Genomic DNA, 26,969 nt, shown 5'->3' on the forward strand with positions numbered 1-26,969 from the left:
AGCGTCGACCGACCGATCGGACGAAATGGTGATCAAGAAAGTCCCTGCGCGTCGTCGTCCTCGGGGCCACCTACGCGATGGGTCGGCCGGTGGCGGATTGCCTCGCCGATCAGGGCCACGACGTCGTGGGCGCCTCCCGCTCCGTCGGCGGAGATGCGGGCGAACGGCGGAGTCGTCGTCGACGCGATCGATGTTCAGACCTGGTTGCGGCGGGCTGTCACGCCCTGGCTCAGGAGTCCACACCCCTTCCCGCAGACCGTACATCAGCGTCCCGGGCCACCCTTGGGGCGTGCACCCGGAGGGTGCATAGGTCGAAGAACCATTCGGGCCGGGTCGATGCGCTCCCAGAGACCCGGCTTTCGAGAAACCGCAGGTCAGAGCGTTGCAGGCGAAGGGCCGATCGGATCGACCCGGCCGAAATGGTTCTTGGACCGCCGACAGGTCGGCGGAGACCTCGGATCTCAGCGCACGCACCGGAAGCTGCGCGCGGAATCGACGTCGCCGCGCACGTACCGCGGCCAGGTCGGGTACTCGCACAGCGGTCGGGTGCGGCCGGTGGGCACGCCGACGCGGTCGGTGACGACCTGCGCGCCCGGGGTGCGTCCCCGCTCGACCCACCGGGTCAGCGCCGGGAGTGAGTCCCATTCGGCGTTGAAGACCGTGCTCACGGCGTGGCCGTAGCCGGGGATCTCGTAATACCGCACCGCCCGGCGCGTGAGACGCGGCCCGAGGTCGGCCTCGAGCCGGCCCATGAGCTGCCGCGTCGCGCGGTTGCTCACGAGGGCGTCGTGGACGCCGTGGGCCATGAGGACCTTGCCGCCGCGCCGCGCGAACGTGCGCAGGCCGCGCGGGTCGACCTCCTGGAGGCGGCTCAACTCGACGATCCGCGAGCGCCACCGCCCGGGGTGGGCCGGGTCGAGCGACAGCGCATCGAACCCGGGGTCGCGGGTGACGGCGAAGCGCACCCACTCGTCCCAGAACGTCGAGCCGTACGGCGGGCTGCCCGCCGGCAACACCGGCGGCATCGGTGAGGCCGGCTGCACGAGACCGAGACTCAGCGAGACGACCGTCGTCTGCAGCGGGTGGGCGAAGACCCGGCCGAAGTCGGTGCCCCACGTCGTGAACCCCGGGTAGCCGCGCTCGCCGTTCGCGAGACGGTAGGGCAGCCGCGACGGTGCGTCGAGGGTGCGGAACGAGCGGATCTGCTCGTCCGAGAGGCAGTTCGGTCCGGCGTCCTTGCCGCCGGCACACCGCAGCGGGGTCCGGCCGACCCGAGCCCGCGCCGGGTCGAAGACCTGGTCGCAGCGCTTCTGGTTCGAGATGACCCCGTCGCGCACACCGTCCAGGCCGTCACACGTCTGCACGGCCGCGGCGAAGAGCGCCGTCCGCTTCGCCGGGCTCGGGTACGCCCCGGGCTTGGCGAGCTGCCGCGTCATCCGGCCGAACTCGAGGTTGAGCGCCACCGCGTTCCACGCCGGGTAGAGCACGAGCGCGCCGTCGAAGTCGCGCGGCCACCGGCTCGCGGCCAGCAGCGCCTCGCGGCCGCCGGTCGACCCACCGGCGACATACCGGTACCGGGGCGCGCGGTCGTACCGCTGCGCGACGAGGCGCATGGCGACGTCGTGGGTCTTCTTCAGCGCGTCGCCGGAGAAGTTGCGCAGCGCCTCGTCGTTGAGGGCGAACCGCCCGTCGCGGCTCGTCGCGGGCCCGGCCTGGTGCCCGGAGTCGCTGCCGTACGTGACGTACCCCTGCGCGAGCGGCGTCGGCCCGGCAGACGGACCGGCCGGTACTTGGCCCAGCCCGGTGACGACCGTGCCGTTCGCGCCGCCACCCCCGAGGAGCAGCGACCGACGGTTCCATCGAGCCGGCAGGTTGACCTGGAAACGGATCGGCGACGACGACCGATCGACCGGGTGGATCTCGCCCGTCACCTGGCAGTAGTTGCCGGTGGCGGGCGTCGTCAGCTCCGCCACCGACGTGATCGTGGCCCCGCGGGTGCGCAGGCCGATACGCGCGGCCGGAACCGTCACGCCCCGCAGGGTCTCGCAGCGGGAGACGGGCGTGGACGCCGCATCGGATCCGGTCGGCGCCGCGGCCCGCTCCGCGCCGGTCGCGGTGGCGGTCGCCGTCGTCCCGGCGAGGGCGGCGCAGACCGCGGCGGACAGGACTCGCAGAATCGGTCGGGGCATCGTCGCCTCCAGCGCTCCGGTGATGGATGGAGTCACTGTAGGGCCCGTCGGACTCGACCGCCCCGGGGAACGGACGCCTTCTGTCCACGCCCGCCGTTGCCGTGCAAGTCCACCTCCCCTCACCGACCACATCCTCTGCGACGGAAAGGGGTTCGGCCCCTCCGCCGTCGCAGGTCCCGACGAGCACTGGGACCGAAGTCTGCCCCGCGCCCCCACCTCCGCGCCTACGGTTGAGCCATGGCCTCCCCGCCCGGATCCCGACACGGACTCCGGCGCCGGCTGCTCACGTCGGGGGTCCTCTTCGGGATCGGCGTGGCCGCCTTCGTCGACGAGAGCGTCTTCCACCAGCTCCTGCACTGGCACCACTTCTACGACCTGTCCACGCCGACGGTCGGCCTGGTCTCCGACGGGTTCTTCCACGCCTTCGGCTGGTTCGCCACGGTCGGCGGTCTCTTCCTGCTCGCCGACGTGCGGCGCCGCGGCGGTCGCTCGATCGCGCCCTGGTGGGGAGCCGTCCTCATGGGGGCGGGCGGGTTCCAGCTCTTCGACGGCACGATCAACCACAAGGCCTTCCGGATCCACCAGATCCGCTACGTGCCGGACCTGTTCGTCTACGACGCCGTCTGGCTCGTCGTCGCTCTTCTCCTCCTCGGCGGAGGCGCGTGGTGGTGGCGCCGCCGCGACGAGCGCGGAGCCCATGCACCCGCATGACGCCGGCGCTCCCGTCGACCTGACCGGACCCGTCCTCGGCGGCGCCCTCCTGGTGCTGCTCGCCGGTTACCTGGCCGCGATCGCGGTGTCCCGGCGTCGGGGGCGCCCGTGGCCCGCCTGGCGAACAGCGTGCGCCGAGGCGGGTGTCGGCGTCGCCGCGGTGGCCGTCGCTCCGGTCGCCGCGGTGGGCGGCTTCGTCGCGCACATGTGGGCCCACCTGCTGTTGGGCATGCTCGCGCCGATCCTGCTCGTGCTCGCGGCGCCCGTGACCCTCGCCCTGCGGGCGCTGCCGGCCGCCCGCGCCCGCCGGTTGTCCCGGTTCCTCGCGAGCCGCCCGATCCGCGTCCTCACCCATCCCGCGGTCGCCGGGACCCTCGACGCCGGCGGCCTGTGGCTGCTCTACGGGACCGGGCTCTACGCCGCGATGCACCACGACCCAGGGCTCCACCTGCTCGTCCACGCGCACGTGCTCGCCGCCGGGTGGCTCTTCACGGCGTCGGTGCTGCGGGTGGACCCGGACCCCCACCCGGTCGGGCACCGCACGCGCGCGCTCGTCCTGCTCGCCTTCCTCACGCTGCACGCGATCCTCGCCAAGCACCTCTACGCCCATCCCCCGACCGGCGTCCCGGAGGCGCAGGCGCAGGCCGGGGCGCAGCTCATGTACTACGGCGGCGACTACATCGACGTCGCGCTCCTCGTGCTGTTCTGCCTCGACTGGTACCGGCGCACCGCGCCCACCCGGGCTTCCGCGCCGGCCGCTCACCCGGCGTAGCGCGTCGCCCGGCAGCCCTCACGCCCGCACGTCGCGGCGGTCCAGGGTTCGGGTGGCGCTCGCGAGGACGACGGCGGTGAGCAGGGCCGTCGCAAGGAGGACGGTCCCGATCGGGCCGGCACCGAGGACGCCGGCGTCGCCGAAGACGCCGCTACCGACCTGCGTGGCGCGGGCGGCGAGGGCGTGCGGCAGCACGAAGATCGCGCCGTCGACCCCCGCGACGAGCAGGACCAGACCCGCGCCGGCGCCGACGAGCGCGAGCGCGACCGGCGCCGCGAACGAGCGCAGGACCATGGACAGCGCCGACTGCAGCGCCGCGAGCGGCAGCCCGGCGAGCGCGACGAGACCGCTCACCGTGAGGTACGACGTGGGCGGCCACCCGGGCAGGGCGAAGGCGAGCTTCCCGACGAGCACGACGGCCACGACCAGGACGACCTGCATCGCCGCGGCGAGCAGGGCGACGACGAGGGTCTTCGCGACCACGATCCGCCCCGACGACGTCGGACCTGCCATGAGGGCGTTCCAGTTGCCACCCCGGTGCTCCGACCGCCAGGTCAGGGACGCGAGGACGGCGACGCCCAGGGCGAGGGGGGCCAGCCCGTGGAAGACGACGGTCCGCTGCCACAGGGTGTCCCAACCCCCCGATAGCGGTCGCCCCAAGAGGATGCTGGTGAGGGTGCCGGCGGCCACGACGACCAGCGGCAGGACGATGACGACGCCCCAGCTCTGCGAGCGCTTGAGCTTGTGGATCTCGGCCATGAGGGTGTCCATGATCAGGCCTCCTGTCGATCGAGTCGGTGGGTGACGAACCAGAACGCCGCGGCCGTGACGACGCCGAGCGCGGCGACGCTCGCGTACGCGGGGGTCAGCGTGACGACCTGTCCGCCGCGGTAGTCGGCCGCGGCGGCGAGCGCGTAGTAACCCCACGGCGTCAGGTGCCCGAGCCACGCCGGGAACCCGATCGCGATGGCGCCGAACACGGTGCCGACGATCCCGACCCCGAGGCCGACGAGCTGGTTCTCGACCCGAGCCGCGAGGAGGACGTGCAGCGCGAGCAGCGCCAGGTCGATGACGAGCACCGAGGCCGTGTATCCGGCCCAGAGCCCGACGGGCGCCGGCGCGCCGGCGCCCAGCAGTCCGACCCCGGCGATGGCGAGGCTCGCGGCGAGCGTGGCAGCGGCGAGGACGGCGCCGGTCGCGACCAGCTTCGCCCGGCACAGACCGCCGCGGCCCGTCCCCGCCGTGGCGGCGGGCAACCAGCCGCCGTCCTGGTGCTCGACGTCGACGCTGCGGCTGGCGAGCACCGCGATGAGCAGCGGTGACGCCAGGGGCACGGCCAGGGAGGCCGACGCGAGGAGCGTCGCCCACGACAGGTCGTCGACGCCGCCGGCGGCGACGCCGACCGACGTCAGCCCGACGACACCGAGTACGAGCAACCCCGCGAGCGCACCGACGTGCAGATGACGCAGCTTGGCGAATTCGTTGCGGACGGCGCGCGCGGTCACAGCCGACCTCCGCTCGTGAGGTCCATGAAGACGTCTTCGAGGGACTGCTCGTCCCGGCGGACGCCGTAGACGGGGGCTCCCGCGCCGACGAGTTCGGCGACGGCGGCGGCGGTGCCCTCGGCGTCGACGCCGGGCAACCGCAGCACCCCGTCCTCGAGGTCGACCGGCATGCGGTGACGCAACGCCTCGAGGCCGGTCTGCGGATCCGGCGTCTCGATGAGCACGTCGGGGGTCGAGGCGGCGAGGAGTTCGTCCCGGGTGCCCTGGAAGATCAGACGACCCGACGAGAGAATGCCGAGCACGGTCGCGGTCTTGTCGATCTCGCCGAGCAGGTGGCTCGAGACCATGACGGTCACCCCGTCCTCGGCGAGGTGGTGCAGGAGCGCGCGGATCTCCTCGATGCCGGCGGGGTCCAGCCCGTTGGTCGGCTCGTCGAGGATGAGCAGCCTCGGCTCCCGCGCGAGCGCCATCGCGATGCCGAGGCGCTGCTTCATGCCGAGCGAGTAGTCGCGGACGCGCTTGCCGAGCTGGTCCTGCAGGCGAACCGTGCGGACCGCCCGGTCGACCTGGTCGGCCCTCAGCCCGAGCGACCGACGCACGATCCGCATGTTCTCGGCGCCCGTGAGGTGGCCGTACCCGGGCGGCGACTCGATGAGCGAGCCGATGTGCGCGAGCAGCCCACGCCGGGTCGAGGGGGTCATCGGCCGGCCGAGAACGTGCACCTCGCCGCTCGTGGGCCGTACGAGCGACAGGAGCATCTTCATCGTCGTGGACTTGCCCGAGCCGTTGGGTCCGAGGAACCCGTAGACGCATCCTTCGGGGACGCGTAGCTCCAGGCCGTCCACGACGGCGCGCGAGCCGTACCGCTTGTGGAGGTCGTGAGTCGTGACGATGTCCATGCCTCGACCCTCGCGCGGCGGGCCAGGGGGTGTCGTCGTCCTCTGGTCGGAATCCGGTGTGGTCCTGCGGGACTCATGAGCCTTGTGGGACGACGGCCGAGGAACTCCCCCGCCCGTCGGAGCCGGTCGCAGTCCGAGCGGCGACGGGCTCCCGATCGGGACGGCTCTGTCCACAGGCACGGTTCGACCGGGCTCGGATGCCCCGCGCCTGTGTGCAACCGCCGGGACCCATCCGCCGGTTGTCGCATGTTGGTGCCGTGACCCACCGCAACCGCCTCGCCGACCTCGCCCGTGCGCTCGCCGCCGGCGACGGTGTGGCCCACGCCGCCGACCTCGTGGCCGCCTCCTCTCGCGGCACGCTGCGCCGGGCCGTCGCGGACGGGGTCGTCGTCGCCGTCGGGGGCGGCGTCTACGCGGACCCCGAGGTCATGCGGGCGCGCGTGGTCGGAACGGCCGGCGGCAGGTCGTGGGCCAGGTGGGACGAGGAACCGCCGCGCGGCCATCTGTTGTCGCTGCGTCGCGACGCCGCCATCGCCGGCGGCCTCGACGCGGCGCTCGCTCTGCGCAGCGCCGCACGCCGACATGACTGGCCGATCCTGCGCGAGCCGGAGCGCGTCGAGGTGGCCGTCCCTGCGTTCCGTCACGTCCGGCACGACCGGACCGCGCTCGCGACCATCCACCGGCGGGATCTCAGCGACGACGAACGTCGCGACGGAGTCACTTCCCCGCTGCGGACCGTACTCGACTGCGCGGCAGCGCTCCCGGTGCGCGAGGCGCTGGCCGTCGCGGATTCGGCGCTGCGCGCCGGCGACGTCGGCCCGATCGAGCTGCGGGAGGCGGCCGACGTCTACCGCGGGCGCAACGTCGCCCAGGCGCGCTCGGTGGCCCGCATGGCGAACGCGCTGGCGGAGAACCCCTTCGAGTCAGCGCTACGCGCAGTCCTGACCGGGGTCGAGGAGTTGAGCCTCGATCTGCAGTTCACGCCCCCGGGCGGGGGATCCATGCGGTTCGACCTCGCCGATGTGGGTCGCGGCATCGCGTTCGAGGCCGACGGGTATGAGTTCCACGGAACCAGGAGCGACTTCCTCAAGGGGTGCCGCCGGACCCTGGGGTCGATGACCCGCGGCTGGGTCATCGCGCCGTGCACGTTCGACATGGCCACCGGCGACGTCGAGTGGCTCAGGGATTGCGCGCGAGAGATCGCCGGTTGGCGGCCACCCGACTTCATGAACCATTTGGGCCGGGTCGATCCGGACCGCCCGCGGACGACAACGCGCTGACCAGCGCATGTGTCCTGAGGGTCGCCTCGGCGGGGTGGTCGACCCGGCCCAAATGGTTCTTCGACGCCGCGGACGACTCCTCCCGACGGGCCGACGGGTGCTGATCGGCCACCGGATCGGCGATGCGGTGCGGGGCGGCGCGCGCCGGAGCCGCCGGGCGGTCAGAACGCCGAGTGCGGCGCCCCCTGCCCGGGGTCGATCCTCGTCGGCCCACCCGGCCCCGGCCGGACGTCGAACTCGAACATCGCGGTCGGCAGGTACACGGTGGCGCACGCGTTGGGGATGTCGACGACGCCCGACAGCCGCCCCTCGATCGGCGCGGCCCCGAGCAGCAGGTACGCCTGCTCCGGGGAGTAGCCGAACGCCGTGAGGTAGTCGATGGCGTGCAGGCAGGCCCGCTGGTAGGCGAGGTGCGAGTCGAGGTAGCGCTGCTCCCCCTCGAGCGTCACCGAGGTGCCCGAGAACGCGAGGAACTCGCTGTACTGCGGGTCGGTGTTGCCGGGCATGAAGATCGCGTTCTCCCCGACGCCGTACGTGCTCATCCCGTCCTTGATGAGGTCGACGCGCAGGTCGATGAAGCCGCCCATCTCGATGGCCCCGCAGAACGTGATCTCGCCGTCGCCTTGGGAGAAGTGCAGGTCGCCGACGGACAGGTTCGCGCCGTCGACGAACACGGGATAGAACACGCGCGTGCCCCGGGTGAGGTTCTTGATGTCCTGGTTGCCGCCGTTCTCGCGCGGCGGGGCGGTGCGGGCGGCCTCGGAGGCGACGCGGTCGTACTCCGCCTCCGCCAACGAGCCGAGGATCGCGTCCTTGCGCAGCGGCGGCAGAGCCAGGGGCGGCACGCGCTCCGGGTCGGTCGCGATGAGGGCGGCCTCGCGGGTGTTCCATCGACCGAGCAGCTCGGCGCTCGGGGCGGTGCCCATGAGCCCGGGGTGGGTGATGCCGGTGAACGACACGTGCGGCACGTGCCGGCTCGTCGCCCTCTGCCCGGAGAAGTCCCACACGGCCTTGTAGGCGTCGGGGAACTGCTCGGTGAGGAAGCCTCCCCCGTTCTTCGTCGGGAAGATGCCGGTGTAGCCCCAGCCCTGCCCGGCGAGCGGGCCGGAGTCCTCCTGCGGGATCGGCCCGAGGTCGAGGATGTCGACGACGAGCAGGTCGCCGGGCTTCGCGCCCTCGACGGCGATGGGGCCGGAGAGGCGGTGGACGGCGTCGAGCGGGGCGTCGCGGATGTCGTCGGCGGAGTCGTCGTTGCGGATCGCGCCGTCGAACCACTCCCGGCAGTGGACGCGGAACTCGTCCCCCGGCTTGACGTGCACCTGCGCGGGGATCTCGGGGTGCCAACGGTTGTGGCCCACGAGCACCTGCTCGGTGAACGGCTTGGTCGAGTCGAGGGGGAACACGAGTTCGGGCACGGCGGGCTCCTTCGTGGACGGACTACGGGCGGGGCAGGCGGCGGTGCAGGGGGTTCGTCGTCACCGGCCGGACGCGTCGACCGCCGGCGGCGGGGACGGAGGGGACGACCGCCGGCTCGGAGGCGGAGCGGGCTGTCGCGTCGAGGAGGCGCATCGCGGGGCTCGTCCCCACTCCGAGGACCGCGCCGGTCGGGCGGCGGCGCGCGGAGGCGCCGCACGCGGGGCAGTCGAGGGTGGCGGGGACACTCGCCATGGGGAAGACGCGTTCGGTGTCCCCGCAGGTCGCGCACCGGAAGAGGTAGGTGGGCATCGTTCGCCTCCGTCGCCGCGAGAGGTAGAGGGCCCGTGGCGATGCGCCTGATCCTGCCGTGGCGACCGGGGGGCGGCAACCCCTGAAACCCGCCGCCCGGAATGCCGTGCCACCTCGCGTCCTTATACCCCCCATGGGTATCACACACGCAGAACACGACCACCACGACATGTCCGGGATGGCGGTCGGCGCGACGCTGCACTGCCTGACGGGATGCGCGATCGGCGAGATCGTCGGGCTCATGGTGGGCACTGCGCTCGGCTGGGCGACCCTCCCGACGACCGCCCTCGCGATCGGCCTGGCCTTCGTCTTCGGCTACTCCCTGTCGGCGCTCCCCCTGGTGCGGGGCGGCATCGCCCTCGGCTCGGCCCTCTCCCTCGTCCTGGCCGCCGACACGCTGTCGATCGCCACCATGGAGGTGGTGGACAACGCCGTCATGCTGCTCGTGCCCGGCGCGATGGACGCCGGCCTGACGAACCCGCTGTTCTGGGTCTCGATGGCGATCGCGCTGCTCGTGGCGTTCTTCGCGGCCCTGCCCGTCAACCGCTACCTCCTGCGCCGCGGGAAGGGCCACGCCATCACCCACGGCGCCCTCGGCCACGGCGCGCCGATGGACAACCGCCCGCTCGCGTTCGGCATCGCCGGCTTCCTGCTCGGCGGGTTCGCCGCCGCCGTGGGCAGTCTGTTGTGAGAGGGGGGCGGGCGCTGTTCCGTCGACGGCTCGGACCCGGACCGTCACCCTCAACCGCCCGTCGCGCGCCTCACCCCTCGGGCCGCGTCGACGTGGAGGTCTGGCCGTATCCGGCCAACCCCTCTGCGACGCGCGCGATCTCCGCGTCATCCAAGACCCGCTGCGTCGACGGATAGGGACCGGCGAGGAGTTGGATCTGGCAGAGGTACTCCAGGTAGGCGGTCTGATCGAGGACCTTCGCGAGATCGGCCCCGACGAGCACGGCTCCGTGGTTGCCCATCAGGGCCGCTGACCGATCGGCCAAGGCTGCGACGACGTTCGCGGCCAAGGCCTGCGAACCGAAGGTCGCGTATGGCGCCACCCGGATGGGTCCCCCGAACATCGCCGTGTAGTAGTGCGCCGGCGGGATGACGTCCACCACCGTCGACAGGGCCGTGGAGGCCGGCGCGTGTGTGTGCACGATGGCGCGGTGTGACGTTCCTCGGTAGATGGCCAGATGGAGGGGCAGTTCGCTGCTCGGCGCCAGGGCTGCCTCGACCGCGACACCGTCGAGATCATGCACGCCGACGTCGGCGGCGCTCAGGTCGTCGTAGTCGACACCGCTGGGAGAGATCGCGACCAGATCGTCGACGCGAACGGACACGTTGCCCGCGGTACCGACGACGAGCCCCTCTCGGCGCAGACGCTTGCAGGCCGCAGCGACGGCTTCTCTTTCGACTGCCAGCAACATGTTCGTCTCCTGGGTGGACGTCACGGAACGAGGATGTACTTGGAGCCTCGGCCGGCGGCCATGTCCTCCAAGCTGGGCACGAGCTGATCGAGGGGACGGCTCTCGGTGACGAGCGATTCCCCGTCGGAGCGTCCGCTGACGAGCAGGTCGACCGCGATCTTCACGTGCTTGGGCGTGTGATGGAACACCCCCTTGAGCGTGTACTCCTCGTAGTGCATGTCGCACGAGTCGACGGTGAATCCCGCCCCGCGTGGCGTACCCCCGAAGAGGACGGCAGTGCCCCCGGGGCGGAGGGTCCGTACGGTCTGCTCCCAGACCTGCGGCAGCCCGACGGCCTCGATCCCGACGTCCGCCCCGCGGCCTCCGGGGGTCTGCCGCACGATCGCCGCGTCGACGTCGTCGCCGGAGAGACCGGTGAGGTCCACGACCTCGACGGCCCCCGCCGCCTTGGCCCGCTCCAGCCGTCCGCCGGCGCTGTCCACGGCGACGACCGAGGCGCCACGCAACGTGGCCAGGCGCACGAACATCTGCCCGATGGGGCCGCATCCGTGGACGACCACCGTGTCGCCGAGGGCGATTCCGCTCTCCTCCATGCCGTGCACCACGGTGGCGAGCGGTTCGAGCGGGGCGGCCGCCTCGAACGAGAGCGAATCGGGGATCGCGTAGGTGTTGCGAGCGACGATGCTCGCGGCAACGACGACCTCTTCGGCGAACGCCCCGTTGAGGAACTCGAGGTTCTCGCAGAGGCTCGGGCGGTTGATCGTGCAGGCCCAGCAATGCCCGCACGGTGCAGTGTTGGCGGCGACCACCCGCTGACCGACCTCGAAGTCCGACACACCGTCACCGCACGCCGTGACGACTCCGGAGAACTCGTGGCCGAAGCGGGCGGGGAGGGTCGGGAAGAGCTTCGGGTGACCGCGCCGGTAGGACTTCAGGTCCGTTCCGCAGGTGGCGGCCGCTCGCACGTCGACGAGCAGCTCACCGGGGCCGGGGTCACGGTGTGGCACGTCCTCGATCCGCAGATCGCCGGGTCCGTAGAACATCGCAGCCTTCATGCTTCTCCTGTCATCGGGGGTGTACTCGTCCCGAGCGAGTCGAGGCGGTGGAGCGTCTCGCGCAGGGTGGGATAGAGCTCGGCGTAGATAGCCCGCAGCGGTTCGTACTGCGCGACCCGCTCCGGGTCCGGCGAGACCATCCCGCTGACCGAGGCCATGGCATCGGCCGCCGCTCGCACATCCGGGTGGGTGCCGGCGCTGACGTGCGCGACCATGGCCGCGCCCAACGCGCTGATCTCGGCCTCCGCACAGATGCGCAACGGGCGGTCGAGGACGTCGGCGACGATGCGGGTCCACAACGCGCTGCGGCTGCCTCCGCCCATCGTGTGCAGTGCGTCGATGGGGGTACCGGTCTGCTCCTGGAGTCCGTCGAGCTGCGCCCGCAGTTCGAAGGCGACTCCCTCGAGGAGCGATCGGTAGGTGTGGGCCTTGGTGTGCGATCCGCGCCAGCCGACGACGGCACCTCGGGCCTGCGCGTCCCAGTGCGGTGTCTGCGCCGAGTTCCAGTAGGGCAGCGTCATCAGTCCGTCGCTGCCGATGGGGACGGCCCCGGCGGCGTCCTCGAGGACGGGGTCGGGGGCGCCCGCCAGCTTGCGGCGCCCGAACTGCTCGCGGAACCAGGTGGGCAGGTAGGTGCCCGAGGACAGGAACGTCTCGAGCGTGGTCTGTCCGGGCGTCACCGACCACAGGGAGCGGTAGGCCCGCGACGGCTGGTAGCCCTGCCGCTCCGTGCCGATGAGTACCGCCGTGCCGAGATTGAGGTAGCCCTGCCCGGGCGTGGTGACGGCCGCGCCCAGGCCGGCCGCCTGGCCGTCCCCGAGGCCCGCCACGAGACGCACGCCCGCGGGAAGCCCCCAGGCTGCGCAGACATCGTCCGAGATGGCGCCGAGGTCTGTGCCGGCGGTGTGCAGCTCGGGCAATTGGCTCTCGCTCAGCCCCGCGATCGAGAGCAGCTCGGGGCTGTACGCCCCCGCGGCGATGTCGAGAAGGGCCAGAGGATCGGCCGAGCTCGTCGACGTCACCCATCGGCCGGTGAGCCGGTGGGCGAGGTAGGCATGGGTGTCGACGAGGTGCCGGGTGGAAGCCATGAGATCGGGGCGATGTTCCGACAGCCACGCGATCTTGTAGAGCGCGGGTGTGATGTCGGCGGGCTTGCCGCACAGGCGCTCGACACGGTCGGTGCCGTATCGACGGATCTGGTCACCGGCCCTGCCGTCGAGCCACAGGATGGCCGGGCCGAGCGGCTCGGCGTCCTCGTCCAGGCAGACGAACGTCTCGCGCTGGTGGGAGATCGCGACGTGCGTGATCCGTCGAACGGCGTCCGGGGCGTCCAGGCCCAGGGCCTCGACGGCCGATCGCACCGCCGCGTCGACGGCGGGGCCCCACTCCCGGGCGTCCGTTGATCGCACCGGCGATCAGACCGACGGCCATGGCCGTGAGGACGGTCATCCAGATCTGCCCGGGGTTGGCCTTGGCGACGGCTGCGGCGCTCATGGCCGACACCGCGATGACGCTGCCGACCGAGAGGTCGATCCCTCCGGTGAGGATGACGAGGGTCTGCCCCAGAGCGATGAGCGCGAACGGGGCGGCGGCGATGAGGATCGTCACCATGTTGTCCGGCGTCGAGAAGCGCGCGCTGCGGTAGCTGAAGTAGGCGATCACGAGCAGGACGACGATCAGCATCGAGTAGCGCAACGCGATGGCGAGGAACCACTCCCGACTGAACCGGTTGACCGCCTCACCGGTCGTCGGGGACTCCACGACGGACGGGCCGGCCGTGGCGGGCTGCCCAGGGCGAGCGAGCTTCATCTGAGGGAATCCTCCGGATCGGGATCGGTGGGTGACTGGTCGGGGGCGCGGTCGTCGGTGCCGGCGCCCAGACCCGCTGCCAGGTGGAAGATCGTGGCCTGCACATCGGGGCGGGACAATTCGTCGCGGTCCAGCTCGCCCACGACGCGGCCGCCCCGCATGACGAGAGCTCGATGCGACAACCCGAGGATCTCCGGCATGTCGGAGGAGGCCATGACGACGGCCATTCCGGGCTCTTCCCAATTAAGGGTGTAGGTGCTGTTTGAACCCGCCGGCCTCGAGGAGGCTTCGGGCGATGTAGTGGGTGAGGTTACGGAACCCGAGGGCGATGCCGCGTAGGTGTTCGAGGCGTCCGTTGATCGCCTCGGTGGGGCCGTTGGACGTGCCGGGCCGGTCGAAGAACGCGAGCACATCTTCGGCGCGTTTGCGCAGGGTCCGACCCAGGCGGGCGACTTCGGGCAGGCTGGCGGGGACGCCGGTGGCGGTGGCCTCGACCAGGGCGGTCATGGTGGCCTTCCCGGCGGCGCGGTCGGGGTCACGGTAGGCGTTGATCATCTGCTGGTAGGCGCCCCACGTGACCTCGACCGCGGCGTGGCGCTCGTCAGCGAACAACCCGTCCAAGCGGATCTTCTGTCGTTCGGTGAGCAGGTCAGCGCCGGTGTGCAGGGTGCGGCGAGCCTGGTACAAGGGGTCAGCGGCGCGTCCGCGCCGGCCGAAGATGTCCTGCTGGATCCGCCGTCGGCACTCATCCAAGGCGTCGGCGCCCAGGTGAACCACGTGGAAGGGGTCCATCACCGTCACCGCCTGCGGGATCTCTTCGACGGCGGCGGTCTTGAAACCGGTGAAGCCGTCCATGGCCACGACCTCGATGCCGTCCCGCCAGGTCTGGTCGCGGCTGGCGAGCCAGGTCTTGAAGGCGGCCTTGGACCGTCCCTCGATCATGTCCAACAGTCGCGCCGTGCCGGTGCCCTCACGGACGGGAGTGAGGTCGATGATGACGGTGACGTACTTGTCACCCTTGCGGGTGTGACGCCACACGTGCTCGTCCACGCCGAGGACCTTGACGCCGTCGAATCGGGTGTTGTCGCTGATCAGGACCCTGCGGCCCTCCTCCAGCACGGCGGTGTTCGCGGTGTCCCACGCGACCCCGAGGGCGTCGGCGATACGGGTCATGGACAGGTGAGCGACGACGAGTCCTTCCAACGCCCACGCCAGCGCGGTCCTGGTGAGCTTGCACCGCGGCGCCGCCGCGCAGGAGAGGTCTTGACGCCACACGTGCCCGCACCCGGTGCAGCGGTAGCGGCGCAGCCGCACGTGCAGGACCGTCGGTCGCCACCCCAGCGGCGCGTGGGCCAACTCGCGCACGGCACTGTCACGGACGCGGCCCTCACATCCGCAGCGTCGACACCAGCGGTCGTCAGCGACGACACGGCAGGCCAGCACGGCCTTGTCCGGGTCCAGGCGCTGAGCGACGACGTGCAGACCAAGGCCGTCCAGGCCGGTGAACGTGGTCAGGTCGGGGTCGGTGAAGGTAGCGTCGCGCATGTCGAGGTCTTCCAGATGGTGAGCGTGAGAACTTCCATCTTGGGAGACCTCGACACCTGCCCGGGGACCGACGCGCCCCCGCCCCAACCGAACGGGCTCAACCCCGACCTACACCCTCATCTGGGAAGAGCCCCATTCCGTCCGCGGCCAGGTCGGCGATGATCCGATAGATCTCCGAACGTGCCCCGACGTCGACACCCCGGGTCGGCTCGTCGAGCAGCAGCACGTCGACCTTGCCGGTGAGCCAGCGGGCCAACACCACCTTCTGCTGATTACCGCCGGAGAGCGTGCCCACCTCTTGGGTGAGCCCACGACTACGGAGTCGGACAGATGTCATTGCGGCGGCGATCTGGTCGATCCGCCGACGACCCCGCAACCATCCGCCCACGCTGAACGCGCGGAGTCTCGGCAGGGACGCGTTGTCGAGGATCGTCATGCCGAGGACCGCCCCGGCGTGCTTGCGGTCCTCGGGGACGAACGCCATCCCCGACGCGATGGCACGGGCGGGTTTTCCCCGGGGGACGTCGCGTCCGCTCACTTCGATGTGTCCCGCGGTCGAGGGCCGCACCCCGAAGACGGCCTCGAGAAGTTCGGAGCGACCCGCCCCGACCAGACCCGCCAACCCGAGGATCTCGCCGCGGCGCACGCTGAGGTCGACGGGGCCCGAAGCCCCCACGACCTGCAGGCCCCTGACGGTGAGGACGGTGTCGTCACCGGGAGTTCCCGCTTCGGGGAAGAGCGTGCCGAGCTCGCGGCCGATCATCGCGGTGACGATGTCGTCGTCGCTGGTCTCGGTCATCGCCTGGTCGAGGACGAGGTTCCCGTCGCGGAGCACGACGACCCGGTCGGCCAGGGCTCGGATCTCCTCCATCTTGTGGGTCGTGTACACCATGGCCACGCCTTGGGCGCGCAGCCGCCGCACGACGTGATAGAGGCCCTCCACCTCTCGCTCGGAGATGGCCGAGGTCGGCTCGTCGAGCAGGAGGATGCGCGCGCCGGTCTGAGACGCCTTGACGATCTCGACGATCTGGCGCTTGCCGACCGACAGCGAACCCATCCGGACGTCCGGCGGAATCTTCACGTCGAACTCCGCGAGGGCCTCCTCGGCCCGGCGGATCATCGCGCGGCGATCGAGCAGACCGGCCCGCCGTAGCTCCTTGCCGACGAAGAGGTTCTCGTAGACGGTCATGTCGTCGATGGAGGCGAGCTCCTGAGGCACGATCGCGACGCCGAGCCGGTGGGCCACCTGCATGTTGCCGGCGCTCAGCGGGGTGCCCTCGACGAGGACCTGCCCTTCGTCGGCCCGGTACTGACCCGAGGCGATCTTCATCAGGGTCGACTTCCCGGCGCCGTTCTCGCCGGCCAGGGCAGTGACCGTGCCGGCCTGCAGTCGCAGCGTCACCCCCTTGAGGACCGGGACGCCACCGAACGACTTGTGCAGGTCCTGACACTCCAGGATGTCGGTCGTCGCGTCCGCCGAGGCAGTACCAGGGCCCACGAGCGGCTCCTTCGTCGTCGATGACGGGCTCACTCCGAGATGCGACACCATCTACAGATGTGCGTGATGTCGCACTTCACCTGCACATGTGTGCAGGCGTGTGACTCTAGTCACCATCCGAGCACCGGTCAACGCCTATGCTGCACGGATGAGCGCGACGCAGGGCGGGGAGCGCGCCACCGGTCCGGACGCGCTCGAGACCCTCGCGCTGGACGACCTCATGCAGATGGCGGCCGTCGCTCGCCGGCATTACGTCGACGGTCGATCCCGCGTCGAGATCGCCGAGGAGTTCGGTCTGTCGCGGTTCAAGGTGAGCCGCGTGCTCGAGATGGCCCTCCGGACCGGGATCGTCACGATCGACATCCGGGTTCCCGAGTCCGTGGACGCCGATCTCTCACTGCGCCTCCGCCGGTCGTTCGGCCTGCGCCGCGCGATCGTCGTGACGCCGCGCGACTCCGAGCCGCAGACCGTTCGGGACGCCTTGGGCGCTGCCGGTGCGCGACTGCTGGACGACATCGTCGGGACGGGCGATGTGCTGGGTCTGAGCTCAGGGCGCACGATCGACGCCACGACTCGACGCACCGGACGGCTCACTCCCCGCGAGATCGTCCAACTCACCGGCATGAGCGGCAACCTCAGCGACAACCCTGTCGAGCTGGTGCGACGCCTCGTCAGCAGCACGGACGGGAGGGTTCAGCTCATCTACGCGCCCCTGACGGTGGCCACCGCAGAGGCGGCGCGCGCCCTCAAGGCCGACCCCGCGATCGCCGCCGCCTTCGACGCCTTTGACCGAGTGACGATCGCCCTCATCGCCGTCGGTTCGTGGGATCCCCCGGATTCGAGGTTCTTCGACGGCCTGCCTCAGGGCCAACGGGACCGGATGCTCGCGCGGGGAGTTCAGGCCGACATCGCCGGAATCCTCTTCGACCGGACCGGTCGCCACATCCCCGACTTCGACGATCACGTCCTCGGGGTGAGCCTGCCGCAACTTCGAGCCGTCCCGGAGCGACTTCTCATCGCCGGGGGACCCAAAAAGACCGACTCGATCAGGGCCGCGTTGCACGCCAACCTCGTCACGTCCCTGGTGACCGACACGAGCGTCGCGCAGGCCCTGCTGGTGCGCTGAGGCCGCAAGTTGACGCGATACCCCAATGGCCGGCTACCGATGGGCCGTGCGTTGTTCCTACCGCGTCCCCTGCGAGTCGCGCCGGGCCGATCGACGTGCGTGTGGACGGCACCTTGCGCCGCCTCAGCAACGCCGTCATCGACCCGTCGCCGCGGCCCTCGAGCGCATGATGTTCGACCGAGTGTCCCTCGGCGCAGACCGCGTCGACCCTGAGCTCGGATCTGCGTAACGGACCTCCAGCGGGCGCGCAGCAGTCTCAGCCTGGAGTAGGCGCCCCCCATGTCACGTCGTGGCGGGTTCCGCCTTCCTCGAGCGCGCGTCGGGGTCGGCGTGTTCCGCGGCGGCGTGCGCCTTGCCACGGCGCAGTTCCCAGTAGGCGGCGGCGAAGTAGATGACGGTGCCCCAGGTGGCGATGGCGTAGAACGTCTCGCGCTGGGTGAGGTAGGCGAAGATGTCGGGGCTGGAGAACAGCACGATGCCCGCGTCCACGACGATGACGACGAGGGTGACGATCCAGACCGCCCGCAGCACGCGTGAGAGCAGGCTCGTGTCCTTGGTCTCGGAATGCGGCGCCGTGCGGGCCTCACGCTCCTTGAACACCTGCGCGCGCTCCATGAAGAGCTTCTCGTCGGCCTCTTCTTCCGGCTACTTGTCCGCCGCGCCGGACCGCTTGGCGAGAAGGATGTAGAGGCCGATGGAAACGGCCCATACCGGCACGAACACGAAGTAGTAGGGAATGACGCCGAGGGCGATGACACCGCCCGCGAAGGCGAGGGAGATCGCCCAGGTGAGGATCGCCGGGGTGTTGCGGACGCCCTTGAAACGGGACCAGAACGTCGTCAGCCCGAGCCGCGGGAAGAGGTGGTGCTCGGCGAAGACGATGCCGCCGATCGGGACCAGGACCACCCCCGCGTACGTCACGAGAGGCAGGAAGTTGCGGTAGACGAACGGGAAGCACGCGGCGACGATGACGGCGACACCCACGAGCATCGTGACCCTCGACCGGGAGAACCGCAGGAAGACGCCCTGTGCCGCCAGCCCGGCGCGATAGAGATTGGCGTTCGCGGTCGTCCACCCGCCGACGATGACCGTGACGTACCCGGCCCAGCTCAGGGCGTACCAGGCCACGTCGCGCGGCACGAGAACGGTGATGCTCGTCAACGTGATGGCGGCCGTGGCGGCCCCCATGAATCCGGCGGAGATCCAGGCGACGTAGTGGCCGAACATCATTCCCGTGCTCGTCATGAGCCCGTACCAGTTCTTCTTCGCGTAGCGCAGCATCGCCATGTCGATGAGACCGAAGTGGGAGAACGTGTTGGCCGCCCAGGCGAAACCGGCGACCTCCCACACCCCGATACCGGGCTCTCCATCGGGGGTGACCCCGGTGAAGACCGTCGCGCCGGCGATGTCGACGAACTCCTGCCAGCTGCCCACGGTCGTGTAACCGGTGACGGACTCGGCGACCGCGGGCAGCAGGACCATGCCGCCGACGGTGAACATGACCATGAGCCACGGGCCGCAGATCGTCGCGAACTCGGCCAGGGCGTTGAAGCCGAACGCCGCCACGAGAACGGCGACGAGGCTGAACAGCACCACCATGATGATGAAGCCCACGTGGGTGGGATAGGCCTCGGTCTGGGCCGGGAAACCCACGACGCGGCGGACCGCGGTGGCCGACACGGTGATCATCGCGGCGGAGATGACCGCGAAGATGAGCGCGTTCGCCGCGTTGTAGAGCCGGGAGACGGCGTCCCCGCCGATGAGGTGCAGGTAGCGGTAGAGGCTGACGCGCGCCTGCCGGGCGATGGGAGTGGTGATGAGCCAGAAGCTGAGCACCGCCAGCGTGTTCCCGATGAGCAGCCCGATGAGGATGTCGTAGATCCCCGCGCCGAGGATCACGAAGGTCGCCCCGAACACGAACTCGGTACCGGCGACGTGTTCTGCGGCGTAGAGCCCCGCGAAGTGGCCCGGCCCGTGCCGCTCGTGGTCGCCCACCGGGAGCAGTTCGGGGTCGGTCTCCGCGATCTCCCGGTCGATCTCGTCCGTTGTCCTGGCCACGGTCGGCTCCCTCACTTGCCTTCTGTTCGGTCGGCGAGCAGTCGGGTCTGCTCGATGACGCGGTCGGAGACCCACTGGGAGTTCTCGATGGCCTTCTCGTGGGTGATCTCACCCCGGATGGCCTGCGTCAGTTGTTGCCCCACCGCCGTGCCGATGCTGCGGAAGGCGGGCACGGCGACGTACTGGATCCCCTCGTAGGGAACGGGCTTCGTCGTCGGCTCCGTCACGTCCGCCGTCTCGATCGACTCTTTGACGAGCCCCGCGAACGGGGCCGCCTGCCGGTACCGCGGTTCGTCGTACAGATCGGTTCGCGCGCCGGGCGGGACGTTCGCCCAGCCGTACCTGGAGGCCACGAGATCGCGATACCGGGTGGAGGTGGCCCAGGCCACGAACTCCTTTGCGAGCCCTTTGTTCCCGGCGCTCTCGGGCACCGCCAACGCCCATGACCAGAGCCAGTTGCTCGGCTTTCCCCGGCCCGTCCCGGGCGCGAACGCGAAGCCCACCTCGTCGGCGACGGAAGATCGTTCGGGGTCGGTGACGAACGGCGCCGCGGAGGTGGCGTCGACCCAGATCGCGCACTTCCCCTGCTGGAAGAGAGCGAGATTCTCCCGGTATCCGTTGGACGCGACATCCGCCGGCGCGAGCGTCGCGAGCGACAGGTTGTTTCCCGTCGCGGCCTTCCACTCGGGGCTGTTCAACTGGGCGATCCAATTCTCGTCGAACCAGCGGGCGCCGTAGTGCGCCATCGCCGTGACGAAGGCCATGTTCTCTCCCTAGCCGGGCTTTCCGCGCAGGCAGATCCCGTCGACGTCCCCGGGTTTGCCGAGGGTCGCGGCGGCACCGTTGATGAACTCCCACGTGGGCCGCTCCGGCATGGTGAGGCCGGCCTTCTCGAAGAGGTCCGTGCGGTACATCGTGAAGGACGACTCCGCGTAGAACGGCGCGGCGAGCATCTGAGCCTCGTGCGAGAGCGCCTCCCGCACCGTGGGGATGAAGGCGTCGGGCGAGAACCCCTCGGGCATCCCCGTCAACGGAGTCAACAGCTTCCGCCCCGACCACACCTCGGCCTCGTAGGTGCCGATCGTCACGACGTCGAAGCGCCCGCCGCTCGTCCCCACGTCCGTCGAGACGGTTTCCCGGAGCTCGTTCTCGCCCTCGCGCACCCACTCCAGGGTCACTCCCGGATGGGCGTCGGTGAACGCCGTGCTGACCTCGCGCAGGCGGTCCAGGTCGCCGTTGTCGACCACCGCGATGGTCAGCCGCCGGCCGGTGTCGTCCGCGGGACCACCGGTGCCGCAAGCGGCGAGGGCGAGCAGGCCGGCCACCGCCCCGACGGAGACGAATCGCGACCGTCCGATCATCAGGTCTTCTCGTCTACGACTCAGTCCATGTCCTCGAGTTGCCGCCCGTTCGTCTCCGGCACGAACTTCAACACGAACAGGAGCGAGGCGAGCGCTGCGACGGTGTAGAAGCCGTAGGCGAACCAGAGGCCCACCTCGGCCATCTTCGGGAAGGTGGTGGAGATCGCGAAGTTCGCGAGCCATTGGGCCGCGGCGGCGAGGCCGAGGGCCGTCGACCGGATGCGGTTGTTGAACATCTCTCCGAGCAACACCCAGACGCCGGGGCCCCAGGACATCCCGAAGAAGACGACGAACGCGTTGGCGGCGACCAGGGCCACCATTCCGCCCGTGTCGCTGAGCGCGGGCGACGTCGAGCCGTCGGCGTTGGTGACGAGCGGGGCCTGGCTGAAGATCCACGCCATGGCCCCCAGGCTGACGAACATGCCGGCGGACCCCGTGATCAGGAGCTTGCGGCGCCCGATCTTGTCGATGAGGGCGATGGCGACGAGGGTCACGACGATGTTGGTCACGCTGGTGATCACCGTCTGCGTGAGCGCGTCCTCCTCGGTGAAGCCCACGGACTGCCACAGCGTCGCGGAGTAGTAGAAGATGACGTTGATCCCGACGAACTGCTGGAAGACCGACAAGGCGATCCCGATCCAGACGATCGGCAGCAGCCCCCCGCTCGGCTTCTTCAGGTCCGCGAACGACGTGCGCGCCTCGCGGCGCACCGTCCGCGCGATCTCGGCGATGCGGTCGTTGACGCCGTCGACGAGCACCTTCCCGAGGACCGCGCGCGCCGTCTCGGTCTCGCCCTTGGCCACGAGGTAGCGGGGTGACTCGGGGATCGTCAACGACAGCACGCCGTAGGCGATCGCCGGGAGGACCTCGGCGATGAACATCCAGCGCCAGGCAGCCAGGCCGAACCAGAGGTCGTTGGCGGCCCCGCCGGCGGCCGCGGCGAGCGCGTAGTCCGACAGCAGGGCGAGGAAGATGCCCGTGACGATCGCGAGCTGCTGCAGCGAGCCCATCCGTCCCCGGATCGAGGCCGGTGAGATCTCGGCGATGTAGGCGGGGGCGATGACCGACGCGGCGCCGACCCCGACACCGCCCACGACGCGCCACACGATCATGTCCCACGGGCCGAACGCGAGGCCGGAGCCGACGGCGCTGATCGTGAAGAGCACGGCCGCGAACACCATGACCTTGATGCGCCCGATGCGGTCGGCCAACCGGCCCGCCAGGTAGGCGCCGAGCATGCACCCGAGCAGCGCCGACGAGACGACGAACCCGGTGAGGCCCGCGCTCATTCCGAAGTCCTCGCGCATCGGTGTCACGGCGCCGTTGATGACCGCCGTGTCGAACCCGAAGAGGAAGCCGCCGAGGGCGGCGACGGTCGCGAGCTGGATCACTCGGGCGGCGTAGAACCGCTCCGGAGGCGAAGCTGTCTGAGTCATGGGGAATCTCGCTCTGATCGGTCGTCATGGCGGAGCCACCGTGGGTGGGACGCTAGGACGGCCGACGCTAGCGGGAGGGCGAGGATCTCGACACGAAACGGTAACGAAGTCACCAGGGCCCGGGCCGGCACCTCGGGTCCGACCCCGCACTGCCGCCTCCGCCGGGCCACCGCGAGGCAGGACGAGCGAGGCGCCCGGCGTCCTCGTCCGCCGCCGCACCGACTCATCCGGTCGGCCGAGAACGAGGCGTCCCGACCCCCCGGCGTTCGCCCGATGTTCGCCCGCTCGACGAGCGGATCGCTCGCCGGCACAACACGATTCAGGCATGCGCGGATATGCCCGGCTTCTCGTTGCGTTCGTCACGGCGTTGATCGCCCTCCCCCTGTTTCTCGCCCCCTCCTCGTCCGCGGTGTCGCCCCCCGGCCGGGACAAAGTCCAGCCGCTGGGCCGGGCCCACGCCCACAACGACTACGAGCACGATCGCCCACTGCTCGACGCCCTGTCGCACGGCTTCACCAGCGTCGAGGCCGACGTGTGGCTCGTCGACGGCCGGCTCCTCATCGGGCACGACGCCCCCGACCCCGCCCGCTCCCTGCGGGACACCTACCTGGAGCCGCTGCGAGCGGTCGTGCGGAAGAACAAGGGCAGGGTGTACCGCGGAAGCAAGGAGCGGTTCCGCCTCTACATCGACGTCAAGTCGGAGAAGGAGGCGTGGCCGACCATCGAGGCGGCGCTCGCCGAGTATCCCGACGTCGTCACGTCGTGGACGAACGGCCGGCGCCGGGACCGCGCCGTCGAGGTCGTCATCTCGGGCAATCGGGACCTGCCCGCGATGGAGAGCGCGACCACCCGCTGGTCCGCCTACGACGGCCGCATGACCGACCTCGCGAGCGGCATCGATCCCGAACTCATGACCGTGATCAGCGACAACTGGACGAAGCAGTTCGCCTGGGCGGGTGTGGGCCCGATGCCCACCGCGGAGCGTCGTCGGCTGCGCCGCACCGTCCTGCTCGCCCACCTGCAGGGCTACGAGGTGCGGTTCTGGGCCACCCCCGACCCTCCCGGCACCCCGCGCGCGAACGTGTGGCGTGAGCTCATCGCGGCCGACGTCGACCAGATCAACACCGATCACCTCGCCGACCTCGAGCGCTTCCTCACGAGGAACGACCCCGCCGAACGCCGTCGCCGCTGACGCGGTCCCACGACCCCGGCCCGGAGTCGCCCGCGACGTCACCGACGCCGCCTGCTTTCCCGGCCGCCGACCGGCCCACCCACGACCTCGGGCCGGCGTCACCTTCTCGCCCGTGCACACACCCTCGCCGGCGCCTCGGCCGGCGCCCCAGGGTGAACCCGGAATCCGCCCGACCCGTCAAGGAGCACATCGTGCCTCGTCACCTCACCCCCCTCGTCCACGTCGCCGTCGGCGCCGTCCTGGTCGGAGGTGGCCTCGCCGCCTCCCCCGCCGCGAGCGCCGCGCCTCCGGGCCGCGACCACGGCCTCGAGACGACCATCCGCTCGACCGACCGCACCACCGCCTGGACGCTGACGGACACCCTCGACCTGTCCTTCGACACGTTCCACCCGCAGGGCCTCGTCGTCACCCGCGACCGCATCTATCTGTCGTCCGTGGAGATCATCGAGCCGACGACCCGCTACCCGAAGCCGGTCGACGGCATGGACCGCACCCCGGGCAAGGGCGTGGGGCACCTGTTCGTCATGGACCGTGCCGGGAAGCTGCTGCGCGACATCCGCCTCGGCGAGGGCGACAACTACCACCCCGGCGGCATCGACGTCGACGGCCGCAACATCTGGGTGTCGGTGGCCCAGTACCGCCCCCACAGCAGCGCGATCGTCTACCGCGTCGACACCAGAACCCTGCGGGCGCAACGGATGTTCGAGGTCGACGACCACGTCGGCGGGCTCGTGTACGACAAGGCCACCCAGCGTCTCGTCGGCAACAGTTGGGGCTCGCGCCGCTTCTACGAGTGGACCCTGACCGGCCGCGAGCTGCGCAGCTGGGCGAACACGAGCCACTTCATCGACTACCAGGACTGCAAGTACGTGCAGCGACGCAACGCCCTGTGCACCGGCGTCACCAACCTCCCGACGCAGAAGGAGGGGGTCGCCTACGAACTCGGCGGGTATGCCCTCCTCGACCTGAGCACCGGCAACGTGTTGCACGAGGTGCCCTTCCAGCAGTGGTCCACGGCCGGGCACGTGGCGACCCGGAACCCCACGATGTTCACGTCGTCCGGCGACCACCTGACGATGTACGCGGCGCCCGACGACGCCGAGGAGGGCAAGGGCACCCAGATCCTCACGTACGAGGCCGACGTGAGCGGCGCGCGCTGAGGGGCACGTTCCCAGGCGGCCCGCTGTCGCTCGGGGCCCGCGGCTGCGTCACGTCGCCGCGGGCCCCGGCGGTGGGCCGGGGGGACCTGACCCGCCGAGGCCGGGCACGATCCCGGCTGCCGACGGGTGGCGCGCTTGGCACTCTGGTCTCGGGAGCTCGCGCACTCGGTGAGCGCCCGCCCGGCGCGACGATTGGAGCAGGACCATGACCACGTTCCCCGAGCCCGCGTCGTCGGCCGACACCGCGGGCCTCTTCGCGAACTACCTCTCGTTCTACCGCGACGTCGTCGAGGGCAAGTTGCGCGGACTCACCGACGCCCAGCTCCGGGCGCCCGTCCTGCCGTCGGGTTGGAGCCCGCTGGAGCTGCTCACCCACCTCGTGCACATGGAGCGTCGCTGGTTCGTGTGGGGTGTGCTCGGCGAGCCCGTCGACGAGCCGTGGGGCGACGCCGCCCCCGACGGCGGGTGGCGGCTGCGCGACGACGACACCCTGGACAGCCTCCTCGACCGACTGCACGCGGGCGGCCGCCGCACGGAGGAGATCCTCGCCGAGGTCGGCCTGAGCGACGACGCGGCGGTCGGCGGGCGCTTCGAGGCCGACCCGCCGACCGTGCTGTGGATCTGCTTCCACGTGCTCCAGGAGTACGCCCGGCACGCCGGGCACCTCGACGCCGTCCGGGAGCTGCTCGACGGCGCGACCGGGGAGGGGTGACGGGCGCGCATCCGGGCCGGCCGGCGCCTCCCAGCCCGAACGAGGGACCGCGCCCCGACCCGGCGGACCTCGAGCCCCATCTGCTCGGGGGAAGAACCGCAACGACGACATGGACAGCATCCCCGCGTTTCCCTGCAACCTCGTGACCTGCGCTGATGACATCCGGCGTTCGTGTCGATGTCGTCCATCGTGTTCTTCGATCCTGCACACCGCCCGACGCCGGTCGAGTGGAGCGCGGAGACCGACCTCGGACGGCCGCGGGCGCCTCACGCCGGACCTCGAGCAGGACACCGTTCGCCTCGGTAGCGTTCGCCCCATGCCCATCCGACTCGAGAACGTCGGCATCGCCGTCCGTGACCTCGACGCCACGATCGCCTTCTTCACCGACCTGGGGCTGACTCCTCGGCCGCGACACCGTCCAGGGCGACTGGACCGAGGTCGCCACCGGCCTCGACGGCAACCACGCCCACATCGCGATGCTCGGCACGCCGGACGGCCACGGCCGGCTCGAGCTCTTCGAATACGTCCACCCCGACGCCATCGAGACCGAGCCGACCCTGCCCAACGAGATCGGCATGCACCGCGTCGCGTTCTCCGTCGACGACCTCGACGCCGCCCTCGAGATCGCCGCGACGCACGGCTGCCACCCGCTGCGCGGCGTCGCGACCTACGAAGACGTCTACAAGCTCACCTACGTCCGCGGCCCCAGCGGCATCATCGTCATGCTCGCGGAGGAGCTGCAGAAGGAGTCCTGACCATGCTGACCACCCACGTCGAGACCGGCACCGACCTCGTGACCATCGACTACTCCGGCGCCCTCGACGCGCAGGAGATGAAGGCCTGCCGGGCGGTGCTCGAGCAGGTCGTCGCCGAGCACGGAAGCCTGCGCCTGCTCGCCCGGTACGGCGACGTGGACCTGCGGCACATCGAGCCGCAGGCGATCTGGGAGGACCTCAAGAACATCCCGATCATCCGCCACGTCGAGCGCTGCGCGATCGTCGCCCACCAGGACTGGCTGCGGCGGATCTCCGACGTCGCAGGGCATGCCCTGCCGGGCGAGATCCGCACCTTCGACGTCGGTCAGGAGGCTCAGGCGCGGGCCTGGGTGACGGGCTGAGGCTGCCTCGCCGGTTCTGATAGTGGCGCGAGCCGGTCGGACGCGCCGGCGCACAGCGAGACGCATCGAAGGCAGAGGTGACACGGACCCGCAAGAGGAGTGCGAGCTCCACGCAGACCCCAGCAAAACGAAGCTTGAAGGCAAGCCCGTCCGAAGGCGCCTGAGTGACCCGGTGCGCGTGCGCTTCCCGAACGGACAGCCCGACGTGGAGCACGAGGTCGGGACTGCTGCACGATCAGGTGACAGGTTGGGTCACGCAGCCTGAGTGGCTGGCGTGGTGTCGTGGGTTGTCATGATGGTCTCGTACTCGATGGGGGTCAATCGTCCGAGGGCGGTTTGTCGCCGGCGTCGGTGGTAGGTCCGTTCGATCCAGCGCACGATCGCGTTCCGTAGCTCCT

The 26,969-nt window shown here is 70.8% G+C and carries 24 protein-coding genes and 3 pseudogenes; 10 read left to right on the forward strand and 17 right to left on the reverse strand.

What is annotated here, in order from left to right:
- Positions 1 to 461 precede the first annotated feature (461 nt).
- Positions 462 to 2,189 (reverse strand): tannase/feruloyl esterase family alpha/beta hydrolase, encoded by a 1,728-nt coding sequence (locus tag ICW24_RS03500; protein ID WP_226344290.1) that lies wholly within the window; start codon positions 2,187 to 2,189, stop codon positions 462 to 464.
- 237 nt (positions 2,190 to 2,426) lie between these two features.
- Between ICW24_RS03500 and ICW24_RS03505 the strand changes: the two genes are divergently transcribed.
- A complete protein-coding gene (locus ICW24_RS03505) occupies positions 2,427 to 2,900 on the forward strand; it encodes a DUF2243 domain-containing protein (protein WP_226344291.1) in 474 nt (157 codons plus the stop codon).
- A complete protein-coding gene (locus ICW24_RS03510) occupies positions 2,887 to 3,672 on the forward strand; it encodes a cytochrome c oxidase assembly protein (protein WP_226344292.1) in 786 nt (261 codons plus the stop codon). Before ICW24_RS03505 ends, ICW24_RS03510 begins: the two co-directional genes overlap by 14 nt.
- Before the next feature lie 18 nt (positions 3,673 to 3,690).
- Here the strand turns inward: ICW24_RS03510 and ICW24_RS03515 are convergent, their stop codons facing one another.
- From ICW24_RS03515 to ICW24_RS03525, 3 genes are read right to left on the reverse strand one after another with little or no spacing between them, the layout of a single operon-like run.
- Positions 3,691 to 4,443: an ABC transporter permease gene (locus ICW24_RS03515; protein WP_226344293.1), complete on the reverse strand. Its 753-nt coding sequence runs from the start codon at positions 4,441 to 4,443 to the stop codon at positions 3,691 to 3,693.
- Between the two features lie 2 nt (positions 4,444 to 4,445).
- Positions 4,446 to 5,177, reverse strand: coding sequence for an ABC transporter permease (locus tag ICW24_RS03520; RefSeq protein WP_226344294.1), 732 nt, complete (start codon positions 5,175 to 5,177; stop codon positions 4,446 to 4,448).
- Positions 5,174 to 6,076 (reverse strand): ABC transporter ATP-binding protein, encoded by a 903-nt coding sequence (locus ICW24_RS03525; protein ID WP_226344295.1) that lies wholly within the window; start codon positions 6,074 to 6,076, stop codon positions 5,174 to 5,176. The genes ICW24_RS03520 and ICW24_RS03525 overlap by 4 nt, the downstream gene beginning before the upstream one ends.
- Before the next feature lie 257 nt (positions 6,077 to 6,333).
- On the opposite strand from ICW24_RS03525, the gene ICW24_RS03530 reads away from it, so the two are divergent.
- On the forward strand, positions 6,334 to 7,356 hold the full coding sequence (locus tag ICW24_RS03530) for a hypothetical protein (protein ID WP_226344296.1): 1,023 nt from the start codon (positions 6,334 to 6,336) through the stop codon (positions 7,354 to 7,356).
- A 161-nt stretch (positions 7,357 to 7,517) separates the two neighbouring features.
- On the opposite strand, the gene fmdA is transcribed toward ICW24_RS03530, so the two are convergent.
- Both fmdA and ICW24_RS03540 read right to left on the reverse strand, forming a co-directional pair.
- Positions 7,518 to 8,771: a formamidase gene (gene fmdA / locus ICW24_RS03535; protein WP_226344297.1), complete on the reverse strand. Its 1,254-nt coding sequence runs from the start codon at positions 8,769 to 8,771 to the stop codon at positions 7,518 to 7,520.
- 22 nt (positions 8,772 to 8,793) lie between these two features.
- Positions 8,794 to 9,081, reverse strand: coding sequence for an FmdB family zinc ribbon protein (locus ICW24_RS03540; protein ID WP_226344298.1), 288 nt, complete (start codon positions 9,079 to 9,081; stop codon positions 8,794 to 8,796).
- Between the two features lie 133 nt (positions 9,082 to 9,214).
- Here ICW24_RS03540 and ICW24_RS03545 point away from each other — a divergent pair, with 133 nt between their 5' ends.
- Complete coding sequence (locus tag ICW24_RS03545; protein WP_226344299.1) at positions 9,215 to 9,772, forward strand: DUF4396 domain-containing protein; 558 nt, start codon at positions 9,215 to 9,217, stop codon at positions 9,770 to 9,772.
- Positions 9,773 to 9,842: 70 nt separating this feature from the next.
- On the opposite strand, the gene ICW24_RS03550 is transcribed toward ICW24_RS03545, so the two are convergent.
- The 7 genes and pseudogenes from ICW24_RS03550 to ICW24_RS03580 all read right to left on the reverse strand — a co-directional run bounded on the left by ICW24_RS03550 (position 9,843) and on the right by ICW24_RS03580 (position 16,409).
- Positions 9,843 to 10,526, reverse strand: a complete 684-nt coding sequence (locus ICW24_RS03550; RefSeq protein WP_226344300.1) for a class II aldolase/adducin family protein — start codon at positions 10,524 to 10,526, stop codon at positions 9,843 to 9,845.
- Complete coding sequence (locus tag ICW24_RS03555) at positions 10,523 to 11,557, reverse strand: zinc-dependent alcohol dehydrogenase (RefSeq protein WP_226344301.1); 1,035 nt, start codon at positions 11,555 to 11,557, stop codon at positions 10,523 to 10,525. The genes ICW24_RS03550 and ICW24_RS03555 overlap by 4 nt, the downstream gene beginning before the upstream one ends.
- Positions 11,554 to 12,966, reverse strand: coding sequence for a xylulokinase (locus ICW24_RS03560; RefSeq protein ID WP_226344302.1), 1,413 nt, complete (start codon positions 12,964 to 12,966; stop codon positions 11,554 to 11,556). The genes ICW24_RS03555 and ICW24_RS03560 overlap by 4 nt, the downstream gene beginning before the upstream one ends.
- Before the next feature lie 34 nt (positions 12,967 to 13,000).
- A pseudogene (locus ICW24_RS19595) lies at positions 13,001 to 13,366 on the reverse strand (ABC transporter permease subunit); the annotation flags it as partial.
- Positions 13,363 to 13,593, reverse strand: coding sequence for a hypothetical protein (locus ICW24_RS03570; protein WP_226344303.1), 231 nt, complete (start codon positions 13,591 to 13,593; stop codon positions 13,363 to 13,365). The pseudogene ICW24_RS19595 and the gene ICW24_RS03570, both read right to left, overlap by 4 nt.
- Positions 13,594 to 13,609: 16 nt before the next feature.
- A complete protein-coding gene (locus tag ICW24_RS03575; RefSeq protein WP_226344304.1) occupies positions 13,610 to 14,911 on the reverse strand; it encodes an ISL3 family transposase in 1,302 nt (433 codons plus the stop codon).
- A gap of 97 nt (positions 14,912 to 15,008) precedes the next feature.
- Positions 15,009 to 16,409: a sugar ABC transporter ATP-binding protein gene (locus tag ICW24_RS03580; protein WP_226344305.1), complete on the reverse strand. Its 1,401-nt coding sequence runs from the start codon at positions 16,407 to 16,409 to the stop codon at positions 15,009 to 15,011.
- A gap of 148 nt (positions 16,410 to 16,557) precedes the next feature.
- On the opposite strand from ICW24_RS03580, the gene ICW24_RS03585 reads away from it, so the two are divergent.
- The gene (locus ICW24_RS03585) at positions 16,558 to 17,535 is read left to right on the forward strand and encodes a sugar-binding transcriptional regulator (RefSeq protein ID WP_226344306.1); all 978 of its coding nucleotides are present in this window, start codon (positions 16,558 to 16,560) and stop codon (positions 17,533 to 17,535) included.
- Positions 17,536 to 17,817: 282 nt separating this feature from the next.
- On the opposite strand, the gene ICW24_RS03590 is transcribed toward ICW24_RS03585, so the two are convergent.
- The 4 genes and pseudogenes from ICW24_RS03590 to ICW24_RS03605 form a co-directional block, all read right to left on the reverse strand.
- Positions 17,818 to 18,150 carry a hypothetical protein gene (locus ICW24_RS03590; RefSeq protein ID WP_226344307.1) on the reverse strand — a complete coding sequence of 111 codons (333 nt, stop codon included), beginning with the start codon at positions 18,148 to 18,150 and terminating at the stop codon, positions 17,818 to 17,820.
- A gap of 30 nt (positions 18,151 to 18,180) precedes the next feature.
- On the reverse strand, positions 18,181 to 19,593 hold the full coding sequence (locus ICW24_RS03595; protein WP_226344308.1) for a purine-cytosine permease family protein: 1,413 nt from the start codon (positions 19,591 to 19,593) through the stop codon (positions 18,181 to 18,183).
- An 11-nt stretch (positions 19,594 to 19,604) separates the two neighbouring features.
- Positions 19,605 to 20,954 (reverse strand): annotated as a pseudogene (locus ICW24_RS03600) (ABC transporter substrate-binding protein).
- Positions 20,955 to 20,974: 20 nt separating this feature from the next.
- Complete coding sequence (locus tag ICW24_RS03605; protein ID WP_226344309.1) at positions 20,975 to 22,390, reverse strand: sugar porter family MFS transporter; 1,416 nt, start codon at positions 22,388 to 22,390, stop codon at positions 20,975 to 20,977.
- 325 nt (positions 22,391 to 22,715) lie between these two features.
- Here ICW24_RS03605 and ICW24_RS03610 point away from each other — a divergent pair, with 325 nt between their 5' ends.
- From ICW24_RS03610 to ICW24_RS03630, 5 genes and pseudogenes are all read left to right on the forward strand, one after another.
- On the forward strand, positions 22,716 to 23,582 hold the full coding sequence (locus ICW24_RS03610; RefSeq protein ID WP_226344310.1) for a PI-PLC domain-containing protein: 867 nt from the start codon (positions 22,716 to 22,718) through the stop codon (positions 23,580 to 23,582).
- Positions 23,583 to 23,773: 191 nt separating this feature from the next.
- Positions 23,774 to 24,742, forward strand: a complete 969-nt coding sequence (locus ICW24_RS03615; RefSeq protein WP_226344311.1) for a DUF6454 family protein — start codon at positions 23,774 to 23,776, stop codon at positions 24,740 to 24,742.
- A gap of 205 nt (positions 24,743 to 24,947) precedes the next feature.
- On the forward strand, positions 24,948 to 25,454 hold the full coding sequence (locus ICW24_RS03620) for a DinB family protein (protein ID WP_226344312.1): 507 nt from the start codon (positions 24,948 to 24,950) through the stop codon (positions 25,452 to 25,454).
- A gap of 316 nt (positions 25,455 to 25,770) precedes the next feature.
- A pseudogene (locus ICW24_RS03625) lies at positions 25,771 to 26,209 on the forward strand (VOC family protein).
- A gap of 2 nt (positions 26,210 to 26,211) precedes the next feature.
- Positions 26,212 to 26,571, forward strand: a complete 360-nt coding sequence (locus ICW24_RS03630; RefSeq protein WP_226344313.1) for a SpoIIAA family protein — start codon at positions 26,212 to 26,214, stop codon at positions 26,569 to 26,571.
- The last annotated feature ends 398 nt before the right edge of the window (positions 26,572 to 26,969 follow it).

The sequence above is a fragment of the Agilicoccus flavus genome, from assembly GCF_014857905.1.
Lineage (GTDB): Bacteria > Actinomycetota > Actinomycetes > Actinomycetales > Dermatophilaceae > Agilicoccus > Agilicoccus flavus.

Excerpts from the sequence above, each read along its gene's own strand:
- ICW24_RS03570 (WP_226344303.1), bottom strand. The coding sequence starts at position 13,593 with ATGGCCGTCGTCATGGCCTCCTCCGACATGCCGGAGATCCTCGGGTTG.
- ICW24_RS03590 (WP_226344307.1), bottom strand. The coding sequence starts at position 18,150 with ATGGAGCGCGCGCAGGTGTTCAAGGAGCGTGAGGCCCGCACGGCGCCG.
- ICW24_RS03510 (WP_226344292.1), top strand. The coding sequence starts at position 2,887 with ATGCACCCGCATGACGCCGGCGCTCCCGTCGACCTGACCGGACCCGTC.
- ICW24_RS03620 (WP_226344312.1), top strand. The coding sequence starts at position 24,948 with ATGACCACGTTCCCCGAGCCCGCGTCGTCGGCCGACACCGCGGGCCTC.
- ICW24_RS03555 (WP_226344301.1), bottom strand. The coding sequence starts at position 11,557 with ATGAAGGCTGCGATGTTCTACGGACCCGGCGATCTGCGGATCGAGGAC.
- ICW24_RS03500 (WP_226344290.1), bottom strand. The coding sequence starts at position 2,189 with ATGCCCCGACCGATTCTGCGAGTCCTGTCCGCCGCGGTCTGCGCCGCC.
- ICW24_RS03545 (WP_226344299.1), top strand. The coding sequence starts at position 9,215 with ATGGGTATCACACACGCAGAACACGACCACCACGACATGTCCGGGATG.
- ICW24_RS03585 (WP_226344306.1), top strand. The coding sequence starts at position 16,558 with ATGAGCGCGACGCAGGGCGGGGAGCGCGCCACCGGTCCGGACGCGCTC.
- ICW24_RS03515 (WP_226344293.1), bottom strand. The coding sequence starts at position 4,443 with ATGGACACCCTCATGGCCGAGATCCACAAGCTCAAGCGCTCGCAGAGC.
- ICW24_RS03605 (WP_226344309.1), bottom strand. The coding sequence starts at position 22,390 with ATGACTCAGACAGCTTCGCCTCCGGAGCGGTTCTACGCCGCCCGAGTG.
- ICW24_RS03575 (WP_226344304.1), bottom strand. The coding sequence starts at position 14,911 with ATGCGCGACGCTACCTTCACCGACCCCGACCTGACCACGTTCACCGGC.
- ICW24_RS03630 (WP_226344313.1), top strand. The coding sequence starts at position 26,212 with ATGCTGACCACCCACGTCGAGACCGGCACCGACCTCGTGACCATCGAC.
- ICW24_RS03525 (WP_226344295.1), bottom strand. The coding sequence starts at position 6,076 with ATGGACATCGTCACGACTCACGACCTCCACAAGCGGTACGGCTCGCGC.
- ICW24_RS03540 (WP_226344298.1), bottom strand. The coding sequence starts at position 9,081 with ATGCCCACCTACCTCTTCCGGTGCGCGACCTGCGGGGACACCGAACGC.
- ICW24_RS03610 (WP_226344310.1), top strand. The coding sequence starts at position 22,716 with ATGCGCGGATATGCCCGGCTTCTCGTTGCGTTCGTCACGGCGTTGATC.
- ICW24_RS03505 (WP_226344291.1), top strand. The coding sequence starts at position 2,427 with ATGGCCTCCCCGCCCGGATCCCGACACGGACTCCGGCGCCGGCTGCTC.